Origin of the sequence: Pseudomonas sp. B1(2018) (assembly GCF_003097365.1) — a bacterium.
Taxonomy (GTDB): domain Bacteria; phylum Pseudomonadota; class Gammaproteobacteria; order Pseudomonadales; family Pseudomonadaceae; genus Aquipseudomonas; species Aquipseudomonas laurylsulfatiphila.
This window is the reverse complement of sequence record NZ_PYUK01000017.1, coordinates 124,254-146,832: the sequence shown is the minus strand read 5'-3', so window position 1 is coordinate 146,832 and position 22,579 is coordinate 124,254. Positions and strand designations below refer to the sequence as shown.

General features: G+C 59.8%; 22 protein-coding genes and 1 tRNA gene. 6 read left to right on the top strand and 17 right to left on the bottom strand.

All coding sequences use genetic code 11. The features are described from left to right. Positions 1-221: 221 nt before the first annotated feature. Positions 222-917 carry an HAD-IA family hydrolase gene (locus C9422_RS24215; protein ID WP_116582396.1) on the bottom strand — a complete coding sequence of 232 codons (696 nt, stop codon included), beginning with the start codon at positions 915-917 and terminating at the stop codon, positions 222-224. A gap of 247 nt (positions 918-1,164) precedes the next feature. Here C9422_RS24215 and C9422_RS24210 point away from each other — a divergent pair, with 247 nt between their 5' ends. Next, positions 1,165-4,395, top strand: a complete 3,231-nt coding sequence (locus C9422_RS24210; protein ID WP_116582399.1) for an RHS repeat-associated core domain-containing protein — start codon at positions 1,165-1,167, stop codon at positions 4,393-4,395. Here the strand turns inward: C9422_RS24210 and C9422_RS24205 are convergent. The 7 genes from C9422_RS24205 to C9422_RS24175 form a co-directional block, all read right to left on the bottom strand. Continuing rightward, the gene (locus C9422_RS24205) at positions 4,376-4,600 is read right to left on the bottom strand and encodes a hypothetical protein (protein ID WP_116582395.1); all 225 of its coding nucleotides are present in this window, start codon (positions 4,598-4,600) and stop codon (positions 4,376-4,378) included. The two genes, C9422_RS24210 and C9422_RS24205, sit on opposite strands and share 20 nt — an antisense overlap. A 107-nt stretch (positions 4,601-4,707) precedes the next feature. After that, the gene (locus tag C9422_RS24200) at positions 4,708-4,890 is read right to left on the bottom strand and encodes a hypothetical protein (protein WP_116582394.1); all 183 of its coding nucleotides are present in this window, start codon (positions 4,888-4,890) and stop codon (positions 4,708-4,710) included. A 16-nt stretch (positions 4,891-4,906) separates the two neighbouring features. Continuing rightward, positions 4,907-5,374 (bottom strand): YMGG-like glycine zipper-containing protein, encoded by a 468-nt coding sequence (locus C9422_RS24195; protein WP_116582393.1) that lies wholly within the window; start codon positions 5,372-5,374, stop codon positions 4,907-4,909. A gap of 112 nt (positions 5,375-5,486) precedes the next feature. Next, a complete protein-coding gene (locus tag C9422_RS24190) occupies positions 5,487-5,855 on the bottom strand; it encodes a hypothetical protein (protein ID WP_007971921.1) in 369 nt (122 codons plus the stop codon). Between the two features lie 311 nt (positions 5,856-6,166). Continuing rightward, positions 6,167-6,355, bottom strand: a complete 189-nt coding sequence (locus tag C9422_RS24185) for a hypothetical protein (RefSeq protein ID WP_033047548.1) — start codon at positions 6,353-6,355, stop codon at positions 6,167-6,169. 144 nt (positions 6,356-6,499) lie between these two features. Beyond that, positions 6,500-6,820, bottom strand: coding sequence for a YbjQ family protein (locus C9422_RS24180; protein ID WP_007971919.1), 321 nt, complete (start codon positions 6,818-6,820; stop codon positions 6,500-6,502). Beyond that, the gene (locus C9422_RS24175; protein ID WP_256590025.1) at positions 6,817-8,103 is read right to left on the bottom strand and encodes a serine hydrolase; all 1,287 of its coding nucleotides are present in this window, start codon (positions 8,101-8,103) and stop codon (positions 6,817-6,819) included. Before C9422_RS24175 ends, C9422_RS24180 begins: the two co-directional genes overlap by 4 nt. 188 nt (positions 8,104-8,291) lie before the next feature. On the opposite strand from C9422_RS24175, the gene C9422_RS24170 reads away from it, so the two are divergent. Further along, complete coding sequence (locus C9422_RS24170; protein WP_116582391.1) at positions 8,292-8,876, top strand: hypothetical protein; 585 nt, start codon at positions 8,292-8,294, stop codon at positions 8,874-8,876. A gap of 92 nt (positions 8,877-8,968) precedes the next feature. Here the strand turns inward: C9422_RS24170 and C9422_RS24165 are convergent. Further along, positions 8,969-9,058 (bottom strand) — tRNA-Ser (locus C9422_RS24165). 308 nt (positions 9,059-9,366) lie between these two features. On the opposite strand from C9422_RS24165, the gene C9422_RS24160 reads away from it, so the two are divergent. The 3 genes from C9422_RS24160 (at position 9,367) to C9422_RS24150 (ending at position 12,128) form a co-directional block, all read left to right on the top strand. Then, a complete protein-coding gene (locus C9422_RS24160) occupies positions 9,367-10,056 on the top strand; it encodes a crotonase/enoyl-CoA hydratase family protein (protein WP_116582390.1) in 690 nt (229 codons plus the stop codon). Positions 10,057-10,270: 214 nt separating this feature from the next. Next, a complete protein-coding gene (locus C9422_RS24155; protein WP_116582389.1) occupies positions 10,271-10,993 on the top strand; it encodes a 1-acyl-sn-glycerol-3-phosphate acyltransferase in 723 nt (240 codons plus the stop codon). 163 nt (positions 10,994-11,156) lie between these two features. Further along, a complete protein-coding gene (locus tag C9422_RS24150) occupies positions 11,157-12,128 on the top strand; it encodes a magnesium and cobalt transport protein CorA (protein ID WP_102702385.1) in 972 nt (323 codons plus the stop codon). Positions 12,129-12,290: 162 nt separating this feature from the next. On the opposite strand, the gene C9422_RS24145 is transcribed toward C9422_RS24150, so the two are convergent. The 3 genes from C9422_RS24145 to C9422_RS24135 form a co-directional block, all read right to left on the bottom strand. Continuing rightward, positions 12,291-13,013: an amidotransferase gene (locus C9422_RS24145; protein ID WP_007971914.1), complete on the bottom strand. Its 723-nt coding sequence runs from the start codon at positions 13,011-13,013 to the stop codon at positions 12,291-12,293. Positions 13,014-13,108: 95 nt separating this feature from the next. Continuing rightward, positions 13,109-15,253, bottom strand: coding sequence for a 3-hydroxyacyl-CoA dehydrogenase NAD-binding domain-containing protein (locus tag C9422_RS24140; protein WP_116582388.1), 2,145 nt, complete (start codon positions 15,251-15,253; stop codon positions 13,109-13,111). 24 nt (positions 15,254-15,277) lie between these two features. After that, complete coding sequence (locus C9422_RS24135) at positions 15,278-16,483, bottom strand: acetyl-CoA C-acetyltransferase (RefSeq protein ID WP_116582387.1); 1,206 nt, start codon at positions 16,481-16,483, stop codon at positions 15,278-15,280. 625 nt (positions 16,484-17,108) lie between these two features. On the opposite strand from C9422_RS24135, the gene C9422_RS24130 reads away from it, so the two are divergent. Next, positions 17,109-17,909: a cytochrome c gene (locus tag C9422_RS24130; protein ID WP_116582386.1), complete on the top strand. Its 801-nt coding sequence runs from the start codon at positions 17,109-17,111 to the stop codon at positions 17,907-17,909. Between the two features lie 114 nt (positions 17,910-18,023). On the opposite strand, the gene C9422_RS24125 is transcribed toward C9422_RS24130, so the two are convergent. The 5 genes from C9422_RS24125 to C9422_RS24105 form a co-directional block, all read right to left on the bottom strand. Next, complete coding sequence (locus C9422_RS24125) at positions 18,024-18,833, bottom strand: transglutaminase family protein (RefSeq protein ID WP_116582385.1); 810 nt, start codon at positions 18,831-18,833, stop codon at positions 18,024-18,026. Then, complete coding sequence (locus tag C9422_RS24120) at positions 18,830-19,780, bottom strand: alpha-E domain-containing protein (protein WP_007971901.1); 951 nt, start codon at positions 19,778-19,780, stop codon at positions 18,830-18,832. Before C9422_RS24120 ends, C9422_RS24125 begins: the two co-directional genes overlap by 4 nt. A 12-nt stretch (positions 19,781-19,792) precedes the next feature. Further along, a complete protein-coding gene (locus C9422_RS24115) occupies positions 19,793-21,202 on the bottom strand; it encodes a circularly permuted type 2 ATP-grasp protein (protein ID WP_007971899.1) in 1,410 nt (469 codons plus the stop codon). Between the two features lie 463 nt (positions 21,203-21,665). Next, on the bottom strand, positions 21,666-22,010 hold the full coding sequence (locus C9422_RS24110) for a ribonuclease E inhibitor RraB (RefSeq protein ID WP_007971898.1): 345 nt from the start codon (positions 22,008-22,010) through the stop codon (positions 21,666-21,668). Positions 22,011-22,220: 210 nt separating this feature from the next. After that, positions 22,221-22,454: a hypothetical protein gene (locus C9422_RS24105; RefSeq protein WP_116582384.1), complete on the bottom strand. Its 234-nt coding sequence runs from the start codon at positions 22,452-22,454 to the stop codon at positions 22,221-22,223. Positions 22,455-22,579 lie beyond the last annotated feature (125 nt).

The following is a 22,579-nucleotide window of genomic DNA, read 5'->3' as shown; positions in this document are numbered from 1 at the left end:
CTTTATCGGCGCTTGGGTGAAAGGAGGAGGGGCGAAATCTCCCACGGATCTGTACTGCGCTAACAGTCAGAATCGGGCTTTGTCCCTCCTCCTCCCTTCAAGTCCTACCATACAAGCGGGCTTGCTCCGGGCGGCGATCCGACGAAGGCGGTGTGTCATTCGACATTGAGGTGACTGACACAACGCCTTCGCGAGCAAGCCCGCTCCCACATTATTTGTTGTCAGGCCCACTCAAGCGCAGGCAAACCAAAGGCGTCCGGCTCGAACGCCTTCAACGTACGAAGAATGCCATCGGCGTGTGCGTACCGGGCGTCGGCCATTGCCGCATCCGGAATCGCAATCGCCGTCATCCCCGCCGCTTTCGCCGCGGTGACACCAAAGGGCGAATCCTCGAACACCAGGCAATCCTCGGGCGCGACGCCCAGACGCCGCGCCGCCGTCAGGAAGATGTCCGGCGCCGGTTTGGCCGCCCCCACTTCGGGGTCATCGGCGGTGACGATGAAGTCGAACAAGGTGAACCAGTCGCGGTGCAGGGTGGTTTTCTGACCGAACGACTGGCTCGATGAACTGGTACCCACGGCAATGGGAATGTTGTTGGCCTTCAGATGCCGTACCAGTTCCTGTGCGCCAGGCATTGCTTGCGCTGTAGGAAAACGCTCGCGCATCAGCGGCTCGCGGATCACCAGGAACTCTTCGGCGGTAATCGGCAGGTCGAGCGCTTCAACCACATAGCGCGCCAGATCCCCTGCGCCCCGGCCAATGATGTTCTGCTTGATGCTCCAGTCGAACGTTCGGCCGTAGCGCGCAGCGATGATGGACGTGACTTCGGTGTAGATGCCCTCTGTATCCAGCAGCAAGCCGTCCATATCGAAAATCACGGCCTTGATCGGGCCGAATGGTTTGAGCGGTGCATTCATCGCATCTGATCCGTTTTCCAAGGCATCCCGGGCGGCGCAGGTGAGGCCCGCACCCGAATGGATTAAAGGATTCAGCAGCATAACGAGCGCGGCTGTCTCAGAGCAACGATGAAATCCCGATCCACGCCGAATGGCGCTCGTGATTTAGCGATTCGCCCTACATCAAATGCCTACTTTCCCGACTTCTTTCCTTGAAGATCCTCCGCAGAGTCTCACGTCCTACATTCCGCCAAGCGAAAGTATGCAGATGTTCGATCCCCAAAAGGTATTGGCCTGTCACGCCAGCGGCCCCCTGACACAGGTGCACAGGTTCGCCACCAGTATCAAGCGCACCGCCCCCCACAACGGCCCGGTGTCGATGGTCACCGGTGAAGTATCACTGACACTCACGGACGGCACCCTCGACGGGATCTTGCCGTTCGACTTCACCCGACTCTATCGCACCCGTGCCGTCGAACTCGACAGCGGGCTCGGTTTCGGCTGGCGGCACTCGCTGTGCCAGCATCTGGAATTCCACGGCGAGCAGGTGCTGTGGATCGACGCCGAAAACCGACGCACGGCATTTCCATGGCCGACGACGGCGCGCCCGATGATCCGTAACAGACTGTCGCGGGCGGCGATTTACCTCGGCGAAGAACCGGGCGAACTGATCCTCGCCCAGGCCGGCGACGCGGCGCGTTTCTTTCATTTCCGCGACGGCCGACTGACCGCGATCAGCGACGCCTACGACAACCGCCTGACGGTACAGCGGGACGGCCTTGAGCGGATTCAGCGCCTGGACAACGGCGCCGACCGTGCCTTGCTGTTGCGTTATGACCTCAAGCACCTGGTGGCCGTCGACTATCAGGTGTTTCAGCGCTGCGGGCCCGAGGCGCACACCTGGCGCACCGAACAGACACTGGCCAGCTACCGCTACGACGCCCGCCAGCGTCTGGTCGAGGTGACCAACGCCGTGGGTGACAGCGAGCGGTATGACTACGACGAGCAGCACGTGATCCTGCAACGGCAACTGGCGGGCGGCGCGAGTGTCTTCTGGGCGTGGGAACGCTCCGGCAAGACCGCCCGCTGCATCCATCATTGGGCCTCGTTTGCGCAGATGGAGGCGCGTTACGTCTGGGACGATCAAGGCACCGTGACGGTGAACAACGCCGACGGCAGCCAGGAGGTTTACGTTCATGACCCATACGCGCGATTGGTGCGCCACATCGGGCTGGACGGCGGCGAGCAGCACAAGGCCTACGACAATCTGGGCCGATTGATCTTCGAGCAGGACGCCCTCGGCGCCGTCACCCAATACCATTATGACGAAGCCGGGCGACTGATCGCGCTGCATGCGCCGGATGAGGCGCCCACGTCCTACAAGTATCGCCACGGTTTCCTGCACGCCCGCACCCGAGGTCGGGCGACGTGGAGCTACCAGCGCAATGCCCAGGGAGACATCACTGCCGTCACCGATCCCGATGGACAGATCACCCACTATTCCTACGACTCGCTGGGACGCTTGCTGACGATCCGGCTTCCAGACCGGAGCATTCACCGGTTTGCCTGGAACGTCCTGGGACAGTTGCTGGAAGAAACCTTGCCCGATGGTTCCCAGCGCATGTTTTCCTACGATGCGCTGGGGCGGCGGATGACCGGGCAGGACGAACACGGTGCCATCACCCGTTATGAGTGGGATGCCGTAGGTCGACTGAACCGGACCACGCTGCCCATGGGGGCCTGCCGTGCCTGGCGCTACAACGCCTACGGCCGGATCACCGCCGAGACCGACGAACTGGGACGGGTAACCCGTTACGAATACGCCGACGAGCTGCACTTGATCAGCCGTCGAATCAACTCCGATGGCAGCGTGCTGAAGTACCGCTACGACCATGCGCAATTGCTGCTGACCGAGATCGAAAACGAGGTGGGCGACACTTACCATCTGGACTACACGCCGGGAGGATTGATCCGACAGGAAACCGCCTTCGATGGGCGTCGTACCACTTACAGCTACGACCTCAATGGCCAATTGCTGGAGAAAACCGAGTTTGGCGAGGATGGTTCGCAACGGGTTACCGGCTATCAGTGTGACAGCGCCGGGCGGTTACGGGTCAAAACCTTGCCCGATGGGGTCCGGGTCGAGTACCGCTACGACACGCTCGGGCGACTGGTCAGCGTCGATGACGGCCAGGATTCTCCGTTGCAGTTCGAATACGACCTTCAGGACCGATTGATCACCGAGCATCAGGGCTGGGGCACCCTGCGTTACGACTACGACGTCTGCGGTCGGCTCAAGTGCCTGCGCCTGCCGGACGCCTGTATCCTCGTCTACCACCACGCCAAGGGAGGCGCCCTCACGGCCATCGACCTCAACGGCACACCCCTGACCCGCCATCGTTTTGTCGGCGGGCGCGAACAGCAGCGCCAACAGGGCCTTCTGCTCAGCGAATACGCCTACGACGCCCAAGGCCGCTTGCAGGCCCATGTCATCAGCCAAAAACAACGGCCGCAGTACCGCCGCGAGTATGCCTACAGCGCCAAGGGCAATCTCTTGAAGGTTATCGACAGCCGCCACGGTTCACGCCGCTATCAATACGATGCACTCGACCGCCTGACCGGCGTACGTCACGCCCGTGACCAGTGCGCAGAGCACTTCACCCACGACCCGGCCGGTAACCTGCTGATCCACGGGCGTCCCGGCCCATGTGTGTTTCAGGGCTACCGCCTGCAGCGCAGTGGCAGTGGCAGTGGCAGTGGCAGTGACAATGACGGCAGTTACTACGACTACGACGCCTTCGGCAATCTGATCCGCGAACGCCGCGGCCTGCCGCCCCAGGTCACCGAATACACCTACGACAGCCAGCACCGCCTGATCGGCGTCAGTTCCCCGGACGGTAAAAGTGTCAGTTATCGCTACGATGCTTTCGGCCGGCGCATCCATAAAATTGTTGACGGCTACACCACGCATTACTTCTGGCAAGACGAACGGCTGATCGCCGAAAGCGGCCCCCGGCACTACCGCAGCTACATCTACGAAAGCAGTGAACGCAGTGAACCCGGTAGCTTCCGCCCGCTGGCGCTGCTCGACGGCAAAGGCCGGGCACACGCCTGCCCGTACTACTTTCAACTCGACCACCTCGGCACCCCGCAGGAACTGACCGGCCACGGCGGTGCGATTGTCTGGTCGGCCCAATACAGCGCCCACGGCAAACTCCGCGAGTCGAGCCGCGAACGGCTCGAACAACCCTTACGGTTTCAGGGGCAATACTTCGACGCTGAGAGTGGCCTGCACTACAACCGGCATCGCTATTACCATCCGGATTTCGGTCGTTTTCTGACGCCGGATCCGCTCAGGCCGGGCGGTGGATTGAACCCGTATCGGTACACGCGCAACCCGACGGGGTGGGTGGATCCGCTGGGATCGGGCGACCCCCTCGGATCGATTCGCTCAGGAAGCATTCAAGCCCCGGATGCCCTCACCGCCGCTTCGAAGTAGCCGGCTCTGCCGAGCCATCGGTATCTGCATCGCGCCGATCGTGCGGATCTGCCTCGACATTCTCGACATTCTCGTCGCTCGGCACTTGCTCCACGCCGACCTCGTCGTCCGGCGGTCGTTGGTCGCGGCTCAAGGAGTCGGTAGGTGACGGCAGCGGATACTCCGGCGTTTCATCATCGTCGAAGGCCTTTGGCTCAGTGTTCATATCGCACCTCTCATCTGACCTCAAGCGCAGGTCATGACATATCGAGGACTGCGCGATGGACGCGTTCGACCCGGTAGACGATCGGTTGATTCGGCAACAGGACTCAATCAGTCTTCGTCCTCTTCCTCATCATCAAACTCGATATTTCCCACATCGCCTGCGTCATCAGCATCGTTAAGTGGCACCGTCGCATCATCCATCAGCGACCCCGGATCTTCATTGCCGGGATCGTTGATGGATGGCTGTGCGCTTGGGTCTTTGTCTTCCGTGTCTTCGGATTCCAGAGTCATGGTGTGTCTCACTCAATCAGTGATGCTTTTTGTGGTGCTTGTTCGAGTGTTTATGTCCGCCGCCGGAATGGGAATGGCCACTGCCATCCCCCAGATCATTGCCGATCGCACCGCCGGCTGCGCCACCAAGACCGGCACCGATGGCCGATCCGGTCGAACCGCCAAGACTGTTGCCGACTACCGATCCACCCGCGGCGCCCAAACCACCGCCTACCGCCGCTTCGGTGCGATTGTGCTTGGGCGCGGCAACAGCACTGCCGGCCGCTCCGCCGACACCCGCACCAATCGCTGCGCCAGTACTGCCACCCACCTGGCCTCCGACCACGTTGCCCAGCACCCCACCAAGACCACCGCCCACCGCGGCATCTCCGTTACCGCCTGCCAGCGCCACTTGGGAGAGCAGCAATCCAAAAACAATCGCAGGCAACATCAATCGTCGAGTCATCGGGCTTGCGTTCTGTTTGCCGTCGGTCTTCGGGTTCATGGCACGCCTCGCATTCTTCAGGGGTATGGAAGATTTGAGCCGTTGCGGCGGGAATCGTTCAGATATGAAAAAGCCCGGCATCAAACCGGGCTTTTTCACATCTGGATCAGCATCAATGACGTTTGTGACCGTTGGCCAGGTTGCTGCCAACGCCGCCGCCCAATGCACCACCCAGGCCGGCGCCGATGGTGGCACCGGAATTGCCACCCAGGCTTTTACCGATCACCGAACCACCGGCTGCGCCGACACCGCCACCGATGGCAGCGCTGGTGCGATGACCTTTTTTGGCGGCAACTGCGCTGCCCGCCGCGCCAGCAACGCCCGCACCGATCACTGCGCCAGTGCTGCCGCCCATTTTCTGGCCGACCACGTTACCCAATGCGCCGCCCAAGCCACCACCCAGCGCGGCAGTACCGTCACCAGCCATTGCACCTTGAGCAACCAGAAGCCCCAGAACCAGAGCGGGCAGTGTTAAACGCATGACAAAAACCTCAAAAAATAGGGGTACACAAAAAGGAGGCGAGATTGAATGCTTTTGCGCGGATAGAGTCCAGCACGCCGGTCCAACTTCGCGATTGGCGACGGTTGGACAGCAATTTTGAAAAAGGTTTTACGACGGGCAAAAAAAAGCCCGCTGGGGAAACGGGCCAGGTGTTGCTTTCTAACGGATGAGTCGAGACTACGGAGCGTGCTGTGAAAAGTTTGTGAAAGAGCTCCACTTTAAAAAACTTGTCATGAAACCCTTTCAGGCATGAAAAACCCCGTTAAATGACGGGGTCTGCCTGTGTTCGCCTACTTCCTGACCGGTGCTGTCACCTTGGGCAGGAACTTGCCCTTCAGGACCCGGCACGCCCTGGTCTTGATCTTGTCGACCTCTGTCTGGTCTTCGCCGAAACTGGCCACATACTGGGTCTGGCCACACTGTACGCAATTGTTGATCGGAAATTCTGCGCCATCGTCCTCGATATACGGATCAGCCATCTCTTCACCCCTTTCAAAGAGCGCGGTCGACACCGGCAAGCCCTTTGCCTGAAAAATATCGACCGCCAAGGTTTTTCAGACTAGCCGGTCACTAATGGACTTTCCGTTCGAATTTCCGTGTGACCGACGAATGGCTGCGATCCCTCATCGCAACTTGACCGCTGTCCCGGTCACAAACACGACGACCATCCCGCCCTTGCCGGCCGGCATGCTGATCTCATAGTCAAGGCCCACCACTGCGTCCGCCTGAAGCGCCCGTGCCCGCTCCTTGATCTCATCGGTGGCCTGAATGCGTGCTTCCTTCAACGCTCGCTCCAGCGTCTGGGAGCGCCCGCCGAAAAAGTCGCGCATCCCGGCAAACACGTCACGAACAACGTTGATCCCTTGCACTGACTCGGCACTGACGATGTCCAGGTAGGCGGTAATTTGCCGGCCTTCAATAGAGTGGGTTGTGGTGGTGATCATTGCTGTTTATTCCTGTTCAGATATTCGGCCAGCGCATCAAACGCCGGCAAAGTCACGGGGTCATTGGCCGAGTTGCTGGCCACCGGATGTGATGCGTAACGGACGATGACCATCTCGGCCTTCGGGTCGACATAGATACGCTGCCCGTGAACCCCGCGCGCCATGAACGCCCCGCCCTCCTTGTCCGTCACCCACCACATCGACCGGTAACTCCAGTCTTTGAGCAATGTGTACCCCGCCTTGGCGAAAGCCTGTTTATCGGCACCAGCACGGATATCGGCAATCACGGCCTCAGGCACGATCTGCTGACCATTGAACCGACCGCCGTTACGCAGCATCTCGCCAAACCGCGCCAAATCCCGAAGCCCCGTATTCAGGCCACCACCGGCGAACGGCGTGCCGATGGAGTCCACGGTGAAATAGGCGTCCTGTTCGGCGCCCAATCGACTCCAGATTTGCTCCGACAGCAGTTGCGCCACATTGCGTCCGGTGGCGCGGGCAATGACCCAGCCCAGCACATCGGTGTTGACGGTTTTGTAGGCAAACGCCTTGCCGTGCTCGCCTTGTGGTTGCACCGTCTGCAGAAACTCGTAGTAACTGCGAGGGCCGTCATAACCCTTGGGTTTTGGCAACGGGCTGCCTGCCCTGGCATGGGCCCAGACCTCGGCATCCGGGTCCGCGTAGTCCTCGCTGTATTTGAGGCCCGTCGTCATGTCGAGCACCTGCCGTATCGTGGCGCCACCAAACGCGGAGCCCTTCAGCTCCGGTACATATTCGTCAACCCGTTTGCCAGCATCGATACGCCCTTGCGCCACCAACATGGCGCCCAGCGTGCCGACCACAGACTTGGTCACCGACATCGCGGCGTGTTGACCGTCCGCCTTCAACACACCGAAGTAACGCTCGTAGACGACCTTCCCACGGTGCATCACCACAATGCCATCGGTGTAGGTAGCCGCCAGGGATTGCTCCCAGGTCATCGGCATCTGGGCACCAAGGGGGACGAAACTGATCCTGTCGATGTCGTCGCGCAACGTGGATACCAAGTGAACAGGCGAACCAAGCCCACGCGAAACATTGATCGTCGGCATCAGTTGCCGGAAATTCGAGACGCTCCAGCGCATTGCCGGAAACCGGAAATAGCTGCCGTCTTCAAAACGCACAGTGCGATCAGCGGGAGGTGGAGACCCGACCATCCAGCCCAGCCTGGCGGGGTCGCTGGCTTCGGCGTCGGGAAAGGTTGCAGGAACGGAAGCGAGGGCCAGTGATGACAGGGCGACCATCCCAACAGTCACTATGAACCTGGCGGTACCACTAAAACTGACGCGAGGAGGGAGCATGATGTCGATTCCATTCGAAGAATCCGCACAGTCTAACAGCCGGCTCGCCTTGTTCACTGCTTGCGCGGCCAATGCCAGAGTGCCCTGCTGCTATGCTGAAACATCGGTTCCCTGCGCTGGAGACCATTAGCATGGCGGCAGAAGGCAATCATTCCCCGTTCACTTGCAAGGCTATGGCCTACTCGGCTGCAGGCTTCCTTATTGCCCTGATCATTGCCACAAAGCTGCTCGACACTTACTTCGAGTTGAGGTTGTTGGCAGAGATCAAGGGCTGGCTGCTACGCACATGGAGCTGGCTTCAACTGGAAACGCCAATGCCGAACTGGTCGCTGCTGATGATTATCGGGGCTTTCGTCAGCACCCTGACCTTAGTGATTTACTACTACCGCAGCAACGACGGAGCCTACGGCGAGCTACATGAAATAGAGCGAAAAATTTACAAAAAGAACAACCCACAGTTTCCACAGCTGACAGATAACCAAACGCTGCTGATGGAAGCTTTGGCCTATCACGCAAACTTCAGAAAAGTTGCAAACCTGGACTCGATTTGCAAACTGGTCTCACTCAGCAAGCTGGAAGTTGAAGAGGGTCTGAAGCAACTCCAGGCTAAACGTCTTGTGAATCAAAAAGTGACTCGGGGTACGTTCGGCGCCACCATTTTTGAACTTACCCTGGCAGGTAAGGATTATGCGCAAGAGCGGTTTGAGCTGACGTAGTGGAGACTCGGTAAGTGGCGGGATGTATTGATTGGCACAACTGAAAAAGAAAAACCCCCGCAAACCGTAAGCTTGCGGGGGTTTTCAGAATGTGGCGGTGAAGGAGAGATTCGAACTCTCGATACAGTTTCCTGTATACACACTTTCCAGGCGTGCTCCTTAAGCCACTCGGACACTTCACCGTATCTCTTCAAACATGTTCTGTCTGTCGAGGCGCGCTAATGTAGTCGAAAGCTTTTCCGATGGCAAACATTTTTTTCAGAATTTTCATGCGGTTAACGCGATTCAGCGTTTGCGCTCCCTCCGGGCCATGGCAAACCGGCCAATCTCCGGCTTCGTGCCCTCCTCTATATAGAGGGGAATGCGCAGCAGGCGCGGCGGGCTGCGCCTGGCGGGCGGGCAAAGGGTGACTGGCGGGTCAGTCACGGCGCTTTACCTGGCCTGCGGCGGTGGGTAACGTCTGCCCAACTTTATTGAAAGGAATAGCGTCATGAGTGAGTTGATTTCCTACCATCTCGAAGACGGTATCGCGACCCTGACCTTGAGCAATGGCAAGGTCAATGCCATCTCCCCGGATGTGATTGCCGAGTTCAACGCTGCGCTGGATCGGGCAGTGACTGATCGTGCGGTGGTGATCATTACCGGGCAGCCGGGCATTCTCTCTGGCGGTTATGACTTGAAGGTGATGACGGCGGGTCCTAGAGAAGCCGTGGCACTGGTGACCTCCGGCTCGACCCTGGCCCGCCGTCTGCTGTCGCACCCTTTCCCGGTGATCGTGGCGTGCCCGGGGCATGCGGTGGCCAAGGGTGCATTCCTGCTGTTGTCGGCCGACTATCGCATCGGCGTAGACGGTCCGTTCAGCATTGGCCTGAACGAAGTGCAGATCGGCATGACCATGCACCACGCGGGCATCGAGATCGCCCGTGACCGCCTGAACAAAGTGGCGCTTCAGCGCTCGGTGGTCAACGGTGAGATGTTCAATCCACAAGGCGCCGTGGCTGCCGGTTTCCTGGATGTCGTGGTGTCGGCGGAAGAACTGCAAGTCACGGCACTGGCGGCGGCTCGTCAGTTGAAGAAGATCAACATGACCGCGCACAAGAACACCAAGTTGAAAGTGCGCAAAGCACTGTTGGAGGCCCTGGACAACGCGATCATCCAGGACCAGGAGCATTTGGGTTAAGCCCGGATCTGCTGCAACGAAAAGCCCGACCGTCGCGTCGGGCTTTTTCGTACCTGTCCTGGTTAAACATCTGTGATGGCTCTAGACCGTGCCTGACCCATTAGTCGGAAACATCAGCACAAACATCGGCTATCGCTCACTACTCTGGCAGCAATTGCCGAAAACAGTGCACATCCGTACACTGCGCCACCTTTTGTCCCGGTGGGGCCTGTAAATGCTGTTTTTGTTCCGTATGTCATTGATGGGCCTGCATTTTATCGTGGCAGGCGTGCTGGGTGTAATCCTCGGCCTGTGCCGCCCTTTCAACCCGGACAACAGCCGCCTGTGCGCACGCCTGTATGCGTGGCCAGCCATGTGTATTTTGCGTTTGCGGGTGAAGGCGGAAGTCGGGCCGTTGATGGATAAACCTGACAGCTGCGTGATCGTCGCCAATCATCAGTCCAACTACGACCTGTTCGTGTTTGGCAACGTGGTGCCCCGCCGTACCGTGTGCATCGGCAAAAAGAGCCTGAAATGGGTGCCACTGTTCGGGCAGCTGTTCTGGCTGGCCGGCAATGTGCTGATCGACCGCGGCAATGCGCACAAGGCGCGGCAGTCGATGTTGACCACCACCCACACCCTGCAAAACAAAGACACCTCGATCTGGGTGTTCCCGGAAGGCACGCGCAACCTGGGCGAAGAGTTGCTGCCCTTCAAGAAAGGCGCCTTCCAAATGGCCATTGCCGCCGGGGTACCCATCGTGCCGGTGTGTGTCAGCAGTTACGTCAAACACATGCGATTGAACCGCTGGCGCAGCGGGAAGATCCTGATTCGCTCGTTGCCGGCGATTCCCACCGCCGGATTGAGCCTGGACGACATGCCCCTGCTGATTGCCCAGTGCCGCGAGCAGATGCGTGAATGCATCGAGTCGATGGACCGGCAACTGCAAGCCGCCTGAACAAGAAAACCCGCCTGGTGCGGGTTTTCTTTTGCCTGCGAGACTTTACCGGCGAACTCGGCAGATTTAACTGACTCTCAAACCCCTGCGAGGCTAAGCTGATCGACACTGCCATTGCATTTGTTGCCAATTGAAAGCTGCCAAGAAGAAGTGAATCACCATCATGGGTAGAGTTGTTGCTGCTGCGGTTTATAGCGCCGGTAAGAAAGTCACCAATATCACCCTCGACGAAGGTGCAGCCTGGGCGGCAAAACCCGGGCACTTTGTCTGGATCGGCCTTGAGGAGCCGAACGCCGAGGAACTCTACAACCTGCAACGCCAGTTCAACCTGCACGAGCTGGCCATTGAAGACGCCCTGGAAAAACACAGCCGGCCGAAGCTGGAAACCTTCGGCGATGCGCTGTTCATCGTTACGTACTCGCCGATTCGCAATGAAGGCAAACTCGAGTTCATCGAAACACATATATTTGCGGGCAAGGGTTACATCATTACTGCACGCAACGGCCATTCGGCTTCCTACGCCTATGTCCGACAGCGCTGTGAGGCACGTCCGATTCTGCTGGAGCACGGAGAAGATTTCGTACTTTACGCCATCCTCGACTTTGTCATCGAAAACTACCAGCCAATGGGTGAAGCCATCCATGCTGAAATCGATGAGCTGGAACGCAACGTACTTTGCAGTGCACTGAATGAGCATGACATTCAGAAACTTCATGGCTTGCGCCGGGATGTCTTGCGCCTGCGTCGTTACGCGGCGCCGATGGTGGAGATTGGCGAGGAACTGCAAAAGCTGAGTTTCCCGTTCATCGACAAGAACATGCGTCCGTACTTTCGCGATGTGCAGATCCATGTAACGCGGCAGATGGAAGACCTGACAACCCTGGCGGATATTGCCAGCCAGACGATTGAGGTCGGGGTGCTGCTGGAGGCCTCTCGCCAGAGCGTGGTGCAACGCAAGTTTGCGGCCTGGGCGGCGATTCTGGCCTTCCCGACGGCGGTGGCGGGCATTTACGGGATGAACTTCCAGAATATGCCTGAGTTGGGCTGGCACTACGGCTATTTCGGGGTGCTGGGGTTTATTACGGTGGGCTGCGTGGGGTTGTGGGCGAGTTTCAAGAAATCGGGCTGGCTGTAGGAGCGAGCTCGCTCGCGAAAAACCTGAGAGCACCGCGGGCTGTCAGGTTTGGCGCGTTATCGTTCACGACCTTCGCGAGCAAGCCCGCTCCCACATGTTGATCGCATTTCAATGTGGGAGCGGCGGTGCGGCGATCCGACTTGCTCGCGAAGCATTCAGGTTTTAAACAGCCGCCGGCTTGTGCGCGACAAACCGCATCATCCATTCGGCAACCGTGGTGCCGTGGTGCTCCTGCTCCAGGCTCGCAATGCCTTTGGAGTAGATCTGCTGGCCCAGCGCATCCTGACGAATCTCCAGCAGGGCGCGGGAGTAGTCGTGGATAAATTCCGGATGCCCCTGGAAGCACAGCACCTGGTCGTTGATGTGATAGGCGGCATAGGGGCAGAAATCGCTGGAGGCGATGACCGTGGCGTTTTCCGGCAGCGACGTGACCTGATCCTGGTGGCTGATCAGCAGTGTCAGTTCCTCGCGTACAGGACTCATCCATGGAGCCTTGGCGGCCAGTTTGTAGTTGTGGGTGCCGACACCCCACCCCTGGGTCGCACGCTCGCTCTTGCCACCGAGCAGCAATGCCAGCAACTGATGACCGAAGCAGACGCCGAGCAACTTGTCGCCACGCTCGTAGCGGGTCAACAGGTACTTCTTGAGGGTTTCGATCCACGGGTCGGTGCCGAAGGAGTCGGCCTTGCTGCCCGTCACCAGGTAGGCGTCGAATGTCAGGTCGTCGCTTGGGTATTCACCCTGCACCACGTTGTAGACGGTGAACTCGGCGGCAATCGGCTGCTGCGAAAACAGGTGTTTGAACATCTGCCCGTAGCCCTGATATTGGTCAACCAATTCCGGACGCAGGTGGTCGGTTTCCAGAATGCAGATGCGTAACGACATAAAAAATACCTGACACGTGATGGGAATAATGCACACCCCAGAGCCTGCCTCGAAACACGGTGACAAGGCAAGCCCCGAAATGTGTCATCGCGCCCTTAGAAGACCTCCCCTTTCGCCGCTTTTTCCAGGAGCAGCGCAGGCGGCGCGAACCGTTCGCCATATTGCTTGGCCAGGTACTGGGCGCGGGCGACGAAGTCCTGTACGCCGTACTGGTTGATGAACTGCAGTGCACCGCCGGTCCAGGCGGCGAAACCGATGCCGAAGATCGAGCCGACGTTGGCGTCCGCCGTCGAGGTCAACACGCCCTCCTCTACACAACGCACGGTTTCGAGTGCTTGCACGAACAACAGGCGATCACGCACATCCACTGGCGAAATCTGCCCGTCGGCTTTCTCGAAGCGTTTTTTCAACTCCGGCCACAGGTGTTTCTGGCCGCCCAGCGGATACTCGTAGAAACCGCCACCGGCCGCCTTGCCCGGACGCTTGAACTCATTGAGCAGCAAGTCGATGACGGCAAACGCAGGATGTTCTGTCAGCGGCTTGCCTTCTGCTTGCAGGTCCTTGGCCGTTTGCAGGCGGATATGGCTCATCAGGCTGAGGGAAACTTCGTCAGAGATCGCCAGCGGTCCTACAGGCATGCCGGCCTTGCGTGCTTCAGTCTCGATCATCGCCGCACTCACACCTTCGCCCAGCATGGCAATGCCTTCGTTGGTGAAGGTGCCGAACACCCGCGACGTGAAGAAACCGCGGCTGTCGTTGACCACAATCGGGGTTTTCCTGATTTGCAGGACGTAATCGAATCCACGGGCCAGGGTTTCGTCGCTGGTGTTGGCACCCTTGATGATTTCCACCAGCGGCATTTTTTCCACGGGGCTGAAAAAATGCAGGCCGATGAACTTGCTCTGATCGGGCACGGCGCACGCCAGGCCGCTGATCGGCAAGGTCGAGGTGTTGGACGCGATCACCGTGTCCGCGCCGACGACCTTCTGCGCGGCCAACGAGACTTTGGCCTTGAGGTCACGATCCTCGAACACCGCCTCGATGATCAGGTCGCAACCGGCCAGGTCAGCATCGTTTTCGCTGGTTTGAATGCGCTCCAGCACCGCGTCACGTTGCTCGATGCTCATTTGTCCGCGAGCGACTTTCTTGTCCAGCAGCGCTGCCGAATGCGCCTTGCCCTTCTCGGCTGCGGCGAGGTTGATGTCCTTGAGTACCACATCGATACCCGCGGACGCGCTGACAAACGCGATACCGGCGCCCATCATCCCGGCGCCGAGCACGCCGACCCTGCGGGTGACATAAGGCGCAAAACCTTGCGGCCGCGAGCCGCCGGCGTTGATTTCGTTGAGCTGGAACCAGAATGTACCGATCAGGTTTTTCGAGACCTGGCCGGTGGTCAGCTCGGTGAAGTAGCGGGTTTCGATCAGGTGCGCGGTGTCGAAATCCACCTGCGCGCCCTCGACCGCTGCGCAGAGGATTTTCTCCGGCGCGGGCATCGTGCCCTGGGTTTTGCTGCGCAGGATAGACGGGGCAATCGCCAGCATCTGCGCGACTTTCGGATTCGACGGTGTGCCACCCGGAATCTGATAGCCCTTCACATCCCAGCGTTGTACCGCCACCGGGTTGGCCAGAATCCACGCCCGCGCCTTGGCCAGCAGATCTTCGCGGTCGGTCGCCAACGCGTCGATCAAGCCTGCCTGCAATGCCTGTTGCGGCCGCACCTTCTTGCCTTCCAGCAGGTACGGCAGGGCTTTTTCGATCCCGAGCATGCGTACCATGCGCACCACGCCACCACCACCCGGCAGCAGGCCGAGGGTGACTTCCGGCAGGCCGAGTTGCACCGCAGGATTATCCAGCGCCACCCGGTGATGGCAGGCCAGGCAGATCTCCCAGCCGCCGCCGAGTGCCGCGCCGTTGATCGCCGCAACCACCGGTTTGCCGAGGGTTTCCAGGGTGCGCAACTGCCCCTTGAGGGTCAGCACCATGTCGTAGAATGCTTTGGCTTCGGGCTTGCCGACCTTGATCAACTCATTGAGGTCGCCGCCGGCAAAGAAGGTTTTCTTGGCCGACGTGATGATCACACCGACGATGTTGTCCTTCTCGCCCACCAGGCGCGCGACGCAGTCGGCCATGGCCTCGCGATACACCGCGTTCATGGTGTTGGCGCTCTGGCCCGGCAGGTCGATGGTCAGGACGACAATGCGGTCCTGGTCTTTTTCGTAACGAATGGCTTCGCTCATAACGGGATTCCTTGAAGTCCGGGCTCAGAGGCGTTCGATGATGGTGGCAATGCCCATGCCGCCGCCGACACACAGGGTCGCGAGGCCATATCGCAGCCGTCGGGCTTCCAGTTCATCCAGCAGCGTGCCGAGAATGGCGCAACCGGTGGCGCCCAGCGGGTGGCCCATGGCGATGGAACCGCCGTTGACATTGACCTTGTCCGGGTCGACCGCCATGTCCTTGATGAATTTCAACACCACCGAAGCGAACGCCTCGTTGACCTCGAACAGGTCGATGTCTTCGACCCGCAGCCCGGCCTTGGCCAACGCCTTGCGGGTCGCCGGCGCCGGGCCGGTGAGCATGATGGTCGGGTCGGTACTGGTGACCGCCGTGGCGACAATCCGCGCCCGCGCCTGCAGCCCCAACTCCCGGCCCTTGGCTTCGGAGCCGATGAGCATCAACGCCGCGCCATCGACAATCCCGGAGCTGTTGCCCGGAGTGTGAACATGATTGATCCGTTCGACATGGCTGTAGACCCGCAGCGCGGTGGCATCGAACCCCATCTGCCCCATCATCTCGAAACTCGGCTTGAGCTTGCCCAGGCCTTCCAGGGTCGATTCGGCGCGGATGAACTCATCGTGATCGAGCAGGATGATGCCGTTCTGGTCCTGCACCGGCACCAGCGACTTGTTGAACGAACCGTCGGCCCGCGCCCGCGCTGCCTTCTGCTGGGAATGCAGGGCGTAGGCATCGACGTCCTGACGGCTGAAGCCTTCAAGAGTGGCGATCAGGTCGGCACCCACCCCTTGCGGCGTGAAATGGCTGTGCAGGTTGGTCGCCGGGTCCAGCGCCCAGGCGCCGCCATCGCTGCCCATCGGCACCCGAGACATCGACTCGACACCACCGACCACCACCAGGTCCTCGAAGCCGGAACGCACTTTCATTGCGCCGAGGTTGACCGCCTCCAGCCCCGAAGCGCAGAAACGGTTGATTTGTACCCCCGCCACACTGACATCCCAATCGGCCACCTGGGCGGCGGTCTTGGCGATGTCAGAACCTTGATCGCCAATCGGCGTCACGCAGCCGAGCACGACGTCATCGACCTGGCTGGTGTCCAGCGCCGTGCGCTGCTGCAGCGCGCTGAGCAAACCGGCCACCAGGTTCACCGGTTTGACACTGTGCAAGGCGCCGTCGGCCTTGCCTTTGCCACGGGGCGTGCGTAATGCGTCGAAAATCAATGCTTGGGTCATGACGTCCTCGAACCGCAGTGCAGGAGAGTAAAGGCAGAGTGCCCACTCTTGGCCCGAGCCGCGTTTGATTCAATGACCGCAGCGCTCACAGATGTTGACGCACACGCTCAGACGGACGGTCGTGAACGAGCGGATTAACCGATTCAGGACACCAAGCTGTCTAGCCAACGGGCGGCAAAGAAGCTGGCAATAGGCCTCATACCTTTTTTAAAGCGAATCGTGACAACACCATACGAAATGGATCTAAACCAAGCGCTGCGCGGGCTCTAAGGTGAACTTGTACGAAGTTGTCGTCGGGTTTTGCCGAGGCGCTCGTCACTACAGGAAGTGCAACGCGCTGCCATCATGGAGCTATGCAGGCAGGCATCAGGAAATAACAATAAAGGCGGTCAAGCCATGTTCAAACAATCGAAAGTACGTCAAGCCGGGCTCATCCTTTTTGCCACCACGCTGTTGTTGATACTGCCGAACCTGACCAAGGTCATCGGCTAGTCGCGTCCAAGAGATACGGCGTCACAGTTTTTGAATTGCCACTATCAAAATGTGACTGGCCCGCTACCCGGGCCAGCGTGGCTGTGCCACCCTTCATGGCACTTCCACGACAAGGACGGCAATCACTTTGAAAATGCTCATTCTGCTCGGGGCCCTGCTGTTTGGCTCGCCCCTTTATGCCGCACAGCTGAATCTGGAGCTGGGCGCGAACAGTCGCACCTGGCAGACGGAGGAATTGCTCAAGCATCCCCAGGTGCAAACCCTCAATATCAGCAACGACGTTTCCTACAAAAGGGACATGAGCTACCGCGCCGTGCCTCTGTCCGCCCTGTTGGCCGGCATCAAGCCTGACGACCACCTGCAAGCCGTCGCCCTGGATGGCTTTGCCGCCGAGATGGCCGCCGCGCCGTTGCTCAATACCCAAGGGGCACGGGCCTGGCTGGCAATTGAAGACCCGGCCAAACCGTGGCCGGCGCTAGCGGAAGGCAAGCCGGGTGCCGGGCCGTTCTACCTGGTCTGGACCGATCCGCAGGCCGGCAACATCAGCCCCGAGCAATGGCCGTTCCAGGTCGCGAGCATCAAGCGCCTGGCGCCCGTGGCCGAGCGCTTCCCTGCCCTGCTGCCCGATCCGTCCTTGAAGGCCGATGATCCGGTGAACCAGGGTTTTGCGTTGTTCCAGAAGAACTGCCTGGCGTGCCATCGACTCAATGGCGCCGGGGATGCGCAGTTCGGGCCGGACCTGAATATTCCATACAGCCCGACCGAGTACTTCGGCGCGGACTTCCTCAAGCGCTACATTCGCGATCCACAGAGTTTGCGCCAGTGGCCGCAGGCGAAGATGCCCGGGTTCTCGGCCGAGGTGTTGCCGGATGGGGATCTGGGGATGCTGGTGGGGTATTTGCAGCATATGGTCGGGCGCAAGATCAAGCCCTGACTCGCACGCACTGTAGGAGCTGCCGAAGGCTGCGATCTTTTGATTTTGCTTTTAAAAAGACAACGTCAAAAGATCGCAGCCTTCGGCAGCTCCTACAACGGGCGATCCGCGGTATTACTGTTGTTGCACCGAAATCACCGGCGCGGGCGTCGGTGAGACCAGCACCTTCGCGTGCATCTGCTCACACCCGCCGCCCCGGCGCATCCCGCGTACCGGGCAGGCATCCAGGTAATCCAGGCCCACCGCCAGTTTCAGGTGACGCTCCGGCCGGGCCAGTTCGTTGGTCACGTCGAAGCTGTACCAGGCGTCATCCAGCCAGGCTTCGGCCCAGGCGTGGCTGGCCAGGTGTTCGCTGCTTTCGCTGTACAGATAGCCCGACACATAACGTGCAGGAATGCCCAGGCTGCGGGTGCAGGCAAGAAACGCATGGGTATGGTCCTGACAGACGCCGGAGCGTCCGGCAAAGGCCTGGGCCGCGCTGGTGTCCACTTCCGTGGAACCCGGCGTGTAGGTCATATGCTGGTTGAGGCCATGCATCAGATCGATCAACGCCGTGCGATCGCGGCGTTGCTTGCATTGCTTCTCGGCGAACGCACGCAGGGCGGCGTCGGCTTCGGTCAAACGGGTGAAGCGCAGGAACGGCAATGCCGACTGGCTTTCGTGCTCGGCTTCACGCCATTCATCGATATCGACCTGGCCGCGGGCACCGATGATGATCGCCTCGTGGGGCTCGTCCATGGTCAGCACATGCAGGATGTTGCCGAACGGATCGAGTTGCGCCCGCACCGGACGCGGCAGGTCGAGCTGCCAGCTGAGCACGTGCTGGCGCTCGCTGTCGTGGGGCGTCAGCCGCAGGTACTGGATGCTCGCCCGCACCTTGTCTTCGTAGTGATAGGTGGTCTCGTGGCTAATGGAAAGTCTCATGCGGCCTCCAGATAAGAACTGTGAATCGCGTTACCCAACTGGCGCACCAGCGGGATGAACTCGGTCAGCCAGGCGTGCAGGCCTTCTTCGAGAATTTCATGGATGCCGGTGTAGCGCAGGCGCGCGTCCATTTCTGCCGCCAGGCGCTGTGCCGGACGACCGTTGGCCCCCGGCAATTGCGCGAGGATCTGGTCGATTTCTTCGGTGCAGGCACGCAGGGAACGCGGTACATCGGCGCGCAGCAACAGCAATTCGGCGACATGTCGGGCGCCAGGGGCGTCACGGTAGATTTCCGTGTAGGCCTCGAACGACGACAACGCTCGCAACAACGCGCTCCACTGGTAATACGCGTGAGCGGTGCCATCGCTGACCGCTTCGGCCTGGTCGCCGGCCATTTCGTAGCGGGCATCGAGCAGGCGCAAGGTGTTGTCCGCCCGTTCGATGAAGGTCCCCAGACGAATGAAGCGAAACGCATCGTTACGCATGATGGTCCCGTAGGACGCGCCGCGGAACAGGTGGGAACGTTCCTTGATCCACTCGCAGAATCGGCTCATGCCGTAGCGACTGAGGCCCTGCTCGGCGATGCCGCGAATCTCCAGCCAGGTGGCGTTGATGTTTTCCCACATGTCGGCGGTGATGCGCCCGCGCACCGCATGGGCGCTGGCCCGTGCGGCACCGAGGCAGCTGTAGATGCTTGCCGGGTTAGCCGCATCCAGGGCGAAAAAATGCAGCAGCCGTTCGGCATGCAGTTCGCCATGGCGTTCCAGGTAATCGTCCAGGGTGCCGGTGATCAACAGCGGCATGGCCAGTTCGTGCAGACCGTCGCCACGGCCGTCTTGCGGCATCAGCGACAGCGAATAGCTGATGTCGAGCATCCGTGCGAGGTTTTCCGCCCGCTCCAGGTAACGCGACATCCAATACAAATCCGAGGCAGTTCTACTTAACATGGCAGGCTTCCTTTAATCCTCGACCACCCAGGTGTCCTTGGTTCCGCCACCCTGGGAAGAGTTGACCACCAGGGAGCCTTCGCGCAGGGCGACACGGGTCAAGCCGCCGGGCACCACCCGGGTCTCACGACCCGACAGGACAAACGGCCGCAAGTCGATGTGGCGTGGCGCGATACCGTTTTCGACAAAGGTCGGACAGGTCGACAGCGACAGCGTGGGTTGTGCGATATAGGCATGGGGCTTGGCGATGATCCGCGCACGGAAAGCTTCGATTTCCGCCGCCGTCGCCGCCGGCCCCACCAGCATTCCGTAACCGCCGGAGCCCTGGGTTTCCTTGACCACCAGTTCTGGAAGATTGGCCAGCACGTGGGAAAGTTCAGACGGATTACGGCACTGCCAGGTCGGCACGTTCTTCAGGATCGGTTCTTCATCGAGGTAGAAACGGATCATGTCGGTCACGAACGGATACACCGATTTGTCGTCCGCCACCCCCGTGCCGATGGCATTGGCCAACACCACGTTGCCGGAACGGTAGGACGACAGCAGCCCCGGCACGCCGAGCATCGATTCCGGGTTGAAGGCGAGCGGATCGAGGAAGGCGTCGTCGAGACGACGATAAATCACGTCGACCGCTTTCGGCCCGTCGGTGGTGCGCATGAAGACCTTGTCGTCACGCACGAACAGGTCCGCACCTTCCACCAGTTCCACACCCATTTCCCGCGCCAGAAACGCATGCTCGAAGAACGCGCTGTTGAAGCGCCCGGGTGTCAGCACCACCACGCTGGGGTTATCGATGGGGCTTGAGCTTTTCAGGGTATCGAGCAACAGGTTCGGGTAGTGGTCGATGGGCGCGATGCGTTGCGCCGCGAACAGTTCGGGGAACAGGCGCATCATCATCTTGCGGTCTTCGAGCATGTAGCTGACGCCGCTCGGTGTGCGCAGATTGTCTTCGAGCACGTAGTAGGTGCCGTCACCGTCGCGCACCAGGTCGACGCCGGAGATGTGCGAGTAGATATCGCGGTGCAGATCCAGCCCCTGCATCGCCAACTGGTACTGCTCGTTGGCCAGCACCTGCTCGGCCGGAATGATGCCGGCCTTGATGATGCGTTGCTCGTGATACAGGTCGGCGAGGAACATGTTCAACGCCTTGACCCGCTGGATGCAGCCGCGCTCGACGACCCGCCATTCACTGGCGGGGATGCTGCGGGGGATGGTGTCGAAGGGGATCAGGCGCTCTGTGCCCTGCTCGTCCCCGTAGAGCGTGAAGGTAATCCCGGCGCGATGAAACAGCAGATCGGCCTCGCGTCGCCGTTGTGCCAGAAGCTCGTCAGGCGTCTCGGCCAGCCAACGGGCAAACTCCCGATAATGCGGGCGGACCTGGCCGCCGGCATCGTACATCTCATCAAAATAGGTGCGGATCATGCCGTACTCCTTGTCACTCGGACGTCCAGACCTTCGCAAGGCCCGTGCCAGCGGCATAAACGCTTTGATATCAATCAGTTGGATAATCAATGCGCAAGTACCGCACCATTCCTGTGCGGCAATTGCTCCAATCTGATCGCCCCCCGCTTCATTGCAAGGCGTGGTTATCGCCTATCACCAGCATAGCCAGAGATGATTTCACTGCCCGGTAACGGGTGCGGATAATCCAGGCATTCGCTGAAAAGCACACCGAACTTCCCTTTTAGCCGCCTGTTCAGGTGGCTTTTTTTTGCCTTGTTGAAACAAGAGCAAAAGATCGCAGCCTTCGGCAGCTCCTACACAGGGATCGCACACACCCTGTAGGAGCTGCCGCAGGCTGCGATCTTTTGATCTTCAACATCCATAAACGAAAACGGCCAACCCGAAGGTCAGCCGTCATTGCCGGTTGTCACTGTTCATAAGCTTATGCGAGTCGCCCTCGTACCTCCTGTTTCACACCCCAGCCTTCGATGATGCCGCCCAACGGCTCGACCACCGCTTCGAAACCCTGTTCGAAGTCGCCGATGTCGTCGTAGGTGGCATACATGACTTTGCACAACTCCAGCGCCCAGGCGCCATCGTCGCGCACACTGACTTGCGCATCCAGGGATTCACCACGGTGGAAATGACCTGCCGCCCTGCGTGCCCGCTCCTCATCCGGGAAAATGGCGTAGAACTCGATGGGATGAAACCGCGAAAAGTCAAAACCGCCTTCTTTCATGCGGCGCAACACGCTGCTGCTGATGTCTTCTTGATAGGCTGTGCTCATGAAACGTCCTCCTCAAAACGATGGATAGACTTTCCGTACTCCCTCACCCGCAACCGAACAGCGCGAGCGACGGCAACCGATGTGCCGGCGGGAAACAAGCATGGAGCTGACAAGACCAGACCTTAGCGATTCATTCGCTGATCTCGCTTGCAGAGTAGCCTCAAGATAGAGCCTCTGCCAAGGCCTGGATGTGAATGCGACAGGTGCCGTTCAGATTGGAGTAATGCCGAGGATTTGAATGCTGTTCTGGGACTTGAGCTCTTTGACGCTCGCATCGGCGGTCCGCCCTTCCAGATCGTTCAGATCCAGTTCGGCAGCGACAGGAAGAAGCCGGGCCTTGATGAGCTTGGCAGCGCGCTCGTTGTCCGGGCGCTCGGCCCACTCGAAGACCTCGTCGACGGTTTCGCCATGATCATCCACGAAAGTGATTTTCCACTTTTGCATTGATGCCTCCTCGATAAAACCCATGGATGGGCTTACACATATCTGGACTTTGACACCGGGTGATCGTTCAAACGTATTGCGTAGGAGCTGCCGCAGGCTGCGATCTTTTAAAAAGCCAGATCAAA

Excerpts from the sequence above, each read along its gene's own strand:
- C9422_RS24215 (WP_116582396.1), bottom strand. The coding sequence starts at position 917 with ATGAATGCACCGCTCAAACCATTCGGCCCGATCAAGGCCGTGATTTTC.
- C9422_RS24210 (WP_116582399.1), top strand. The coding sequence starts at position 1,165 with ATGTTCGATCCCCAAAAGGTATTGGCCTGTCACGCCAGCGGCCCCCTG.
- C9422_RS24205 (WP_116582395.1), bottom strand. The coding sequence starts at position 4,600 with ATGAACACTGAGCCAAAGGCCTTCGACGATGATGAAACGCCGGAGTAT.
- C9422_RS24200 (WP_116582394.1), bottom strand. The coding sequence starts at position 4,890 with ATGACTCTGGAATCCGAAGACACGGAAGACAAAGACCCAAGCGCACAG.
- C9422_RS24195 (WP_116582393.1), bottom strand. The coding sequence starts at position 5,374 with ATGAACCCGAAGACCGACGGCAAACAGAACGCAAGCCCGATGACTCGA.
- C9422_RS24190 (WP_007971921.1), bottom strand. The coding sequence starts at position 5,855 with ATGCGTTTAACACTGCCCGCTCTGGTTCTGGGGCTTCTGGTTGCTCAA.
- C9422_RS24185 (WP_033047548.1), bottom strand. The coding sequence starts at position 6,355 with ATGGCTGATCCGTATATCGAGGACGATGGCGCAGAATTTCCGATCAAC.
- C9422_RS24180 (WP_007971919.1), bottom strand. The coding sequence starts at position 6,820 with ATGATCACCACCACAACCCACTCTATTGAAGGCCGGCAAATTACCGCC.
- C9422_RS24175 (WP_256590025.1), bottom strand. The coding sequence starts at position 8,103 with ATGGTCGCCCTGTCATCACTGGCCCTCGCTTCCGTTCCTGCAACCTTT.
- C9422_RS24170 (WP_116582391.1), top strand. The coding sequence starts at position 8,292 with ATGGCGGCAGAAGGCAATCATTCCCCGTTCACTTGCAAGGCTATGGCC.
- C9422_RS24160 (WP_116582390.1), top strand. The coding sequence starts at position 9,367 with ATGAGTGAGTTGATTTCCTACCATCTCGAAGACGGTATCGCGACCCTG.
- C9422_RS24155 (WP_116582389.1), top strand. The coding sequence starts at position 10,271 with ATGCTGTTTTTGTTCCGTATGTCATTGATGGGCCTGCATTTTATCGTG.
- C9422_RS24150 (WP_102702385.1), top strand. The coding sequence starts at position 11,157 with ATGGGTAGAGTTGTTGCTGCTGCGGTTTATAGCGCCGGTAAGAAAGTC.
- C9422_RS24145 (WP_007971914.1), bottom strand. The coding sequence starts at position 13,013 with ATGTCGTTACGCATCTGCATTCTGGAAACCGACCACCTGCGTCCGGAA.
- C9422_RS24140 (WP_116582388.1), bottom strand. The coding sequence starts at position 15,253 with ATGAGCGAAGCCATTCGTTACGAAAAAGACCAGGACCGCATTGTCGTC.
- C9422_RS24135 (WP_116582387.1), bottom strand. The coding sequence starts at position 16,483 with ATGACCCAAGCATTGATTTTCGACGCATTACGCACGCCCCGTGGCAAA.
- C9422_RS24130 (WP_116582386.1), top strand. The coding sequence starts at position 17,109 with ATGCTCATTCTGCTCGGGGCCCTGCTGTTTGGCTCGCCCCTTTATGCC.
- C9422_RS24125 (WP_116582385.1), bottom strand. The coding sequence starts at position 18,833 with ATGAGACTTTCCATTAGCCACGAGACCACCTATCACTACGAAGACAAG.
- C9422_RS24120 (WP_007971901.1), bottom strand. The coding sequence starts at position 19,780 with ATGTTAAGTAGAACTGCCTCGGATTTGTATTGGATGTCGCGTTACCTG.
- C9422_RS24115 (WP_007971899.1), bottom strand. The coding sequence starts at position 21,202 with ATGATCCGCACCTATTTTGATGAGATGTACGATGCCGGCGGCCAGGTC.
- C9422_RS24110 (WP_007971898.1), bottom strand. The coding sequence starts at position 22,010 with ATGAGCACAGCCTATCAAGAAGACATCAGCAGCAGCGTGTTGCGCCGC.
- C9422_RS24105 (WP_116582384.1), bottom strand. The coding sequence starts at position 22,454 with ATGCAAAAGTGGAAAATCACTTTCGTGGATGATCATGGCGAAACCGTC.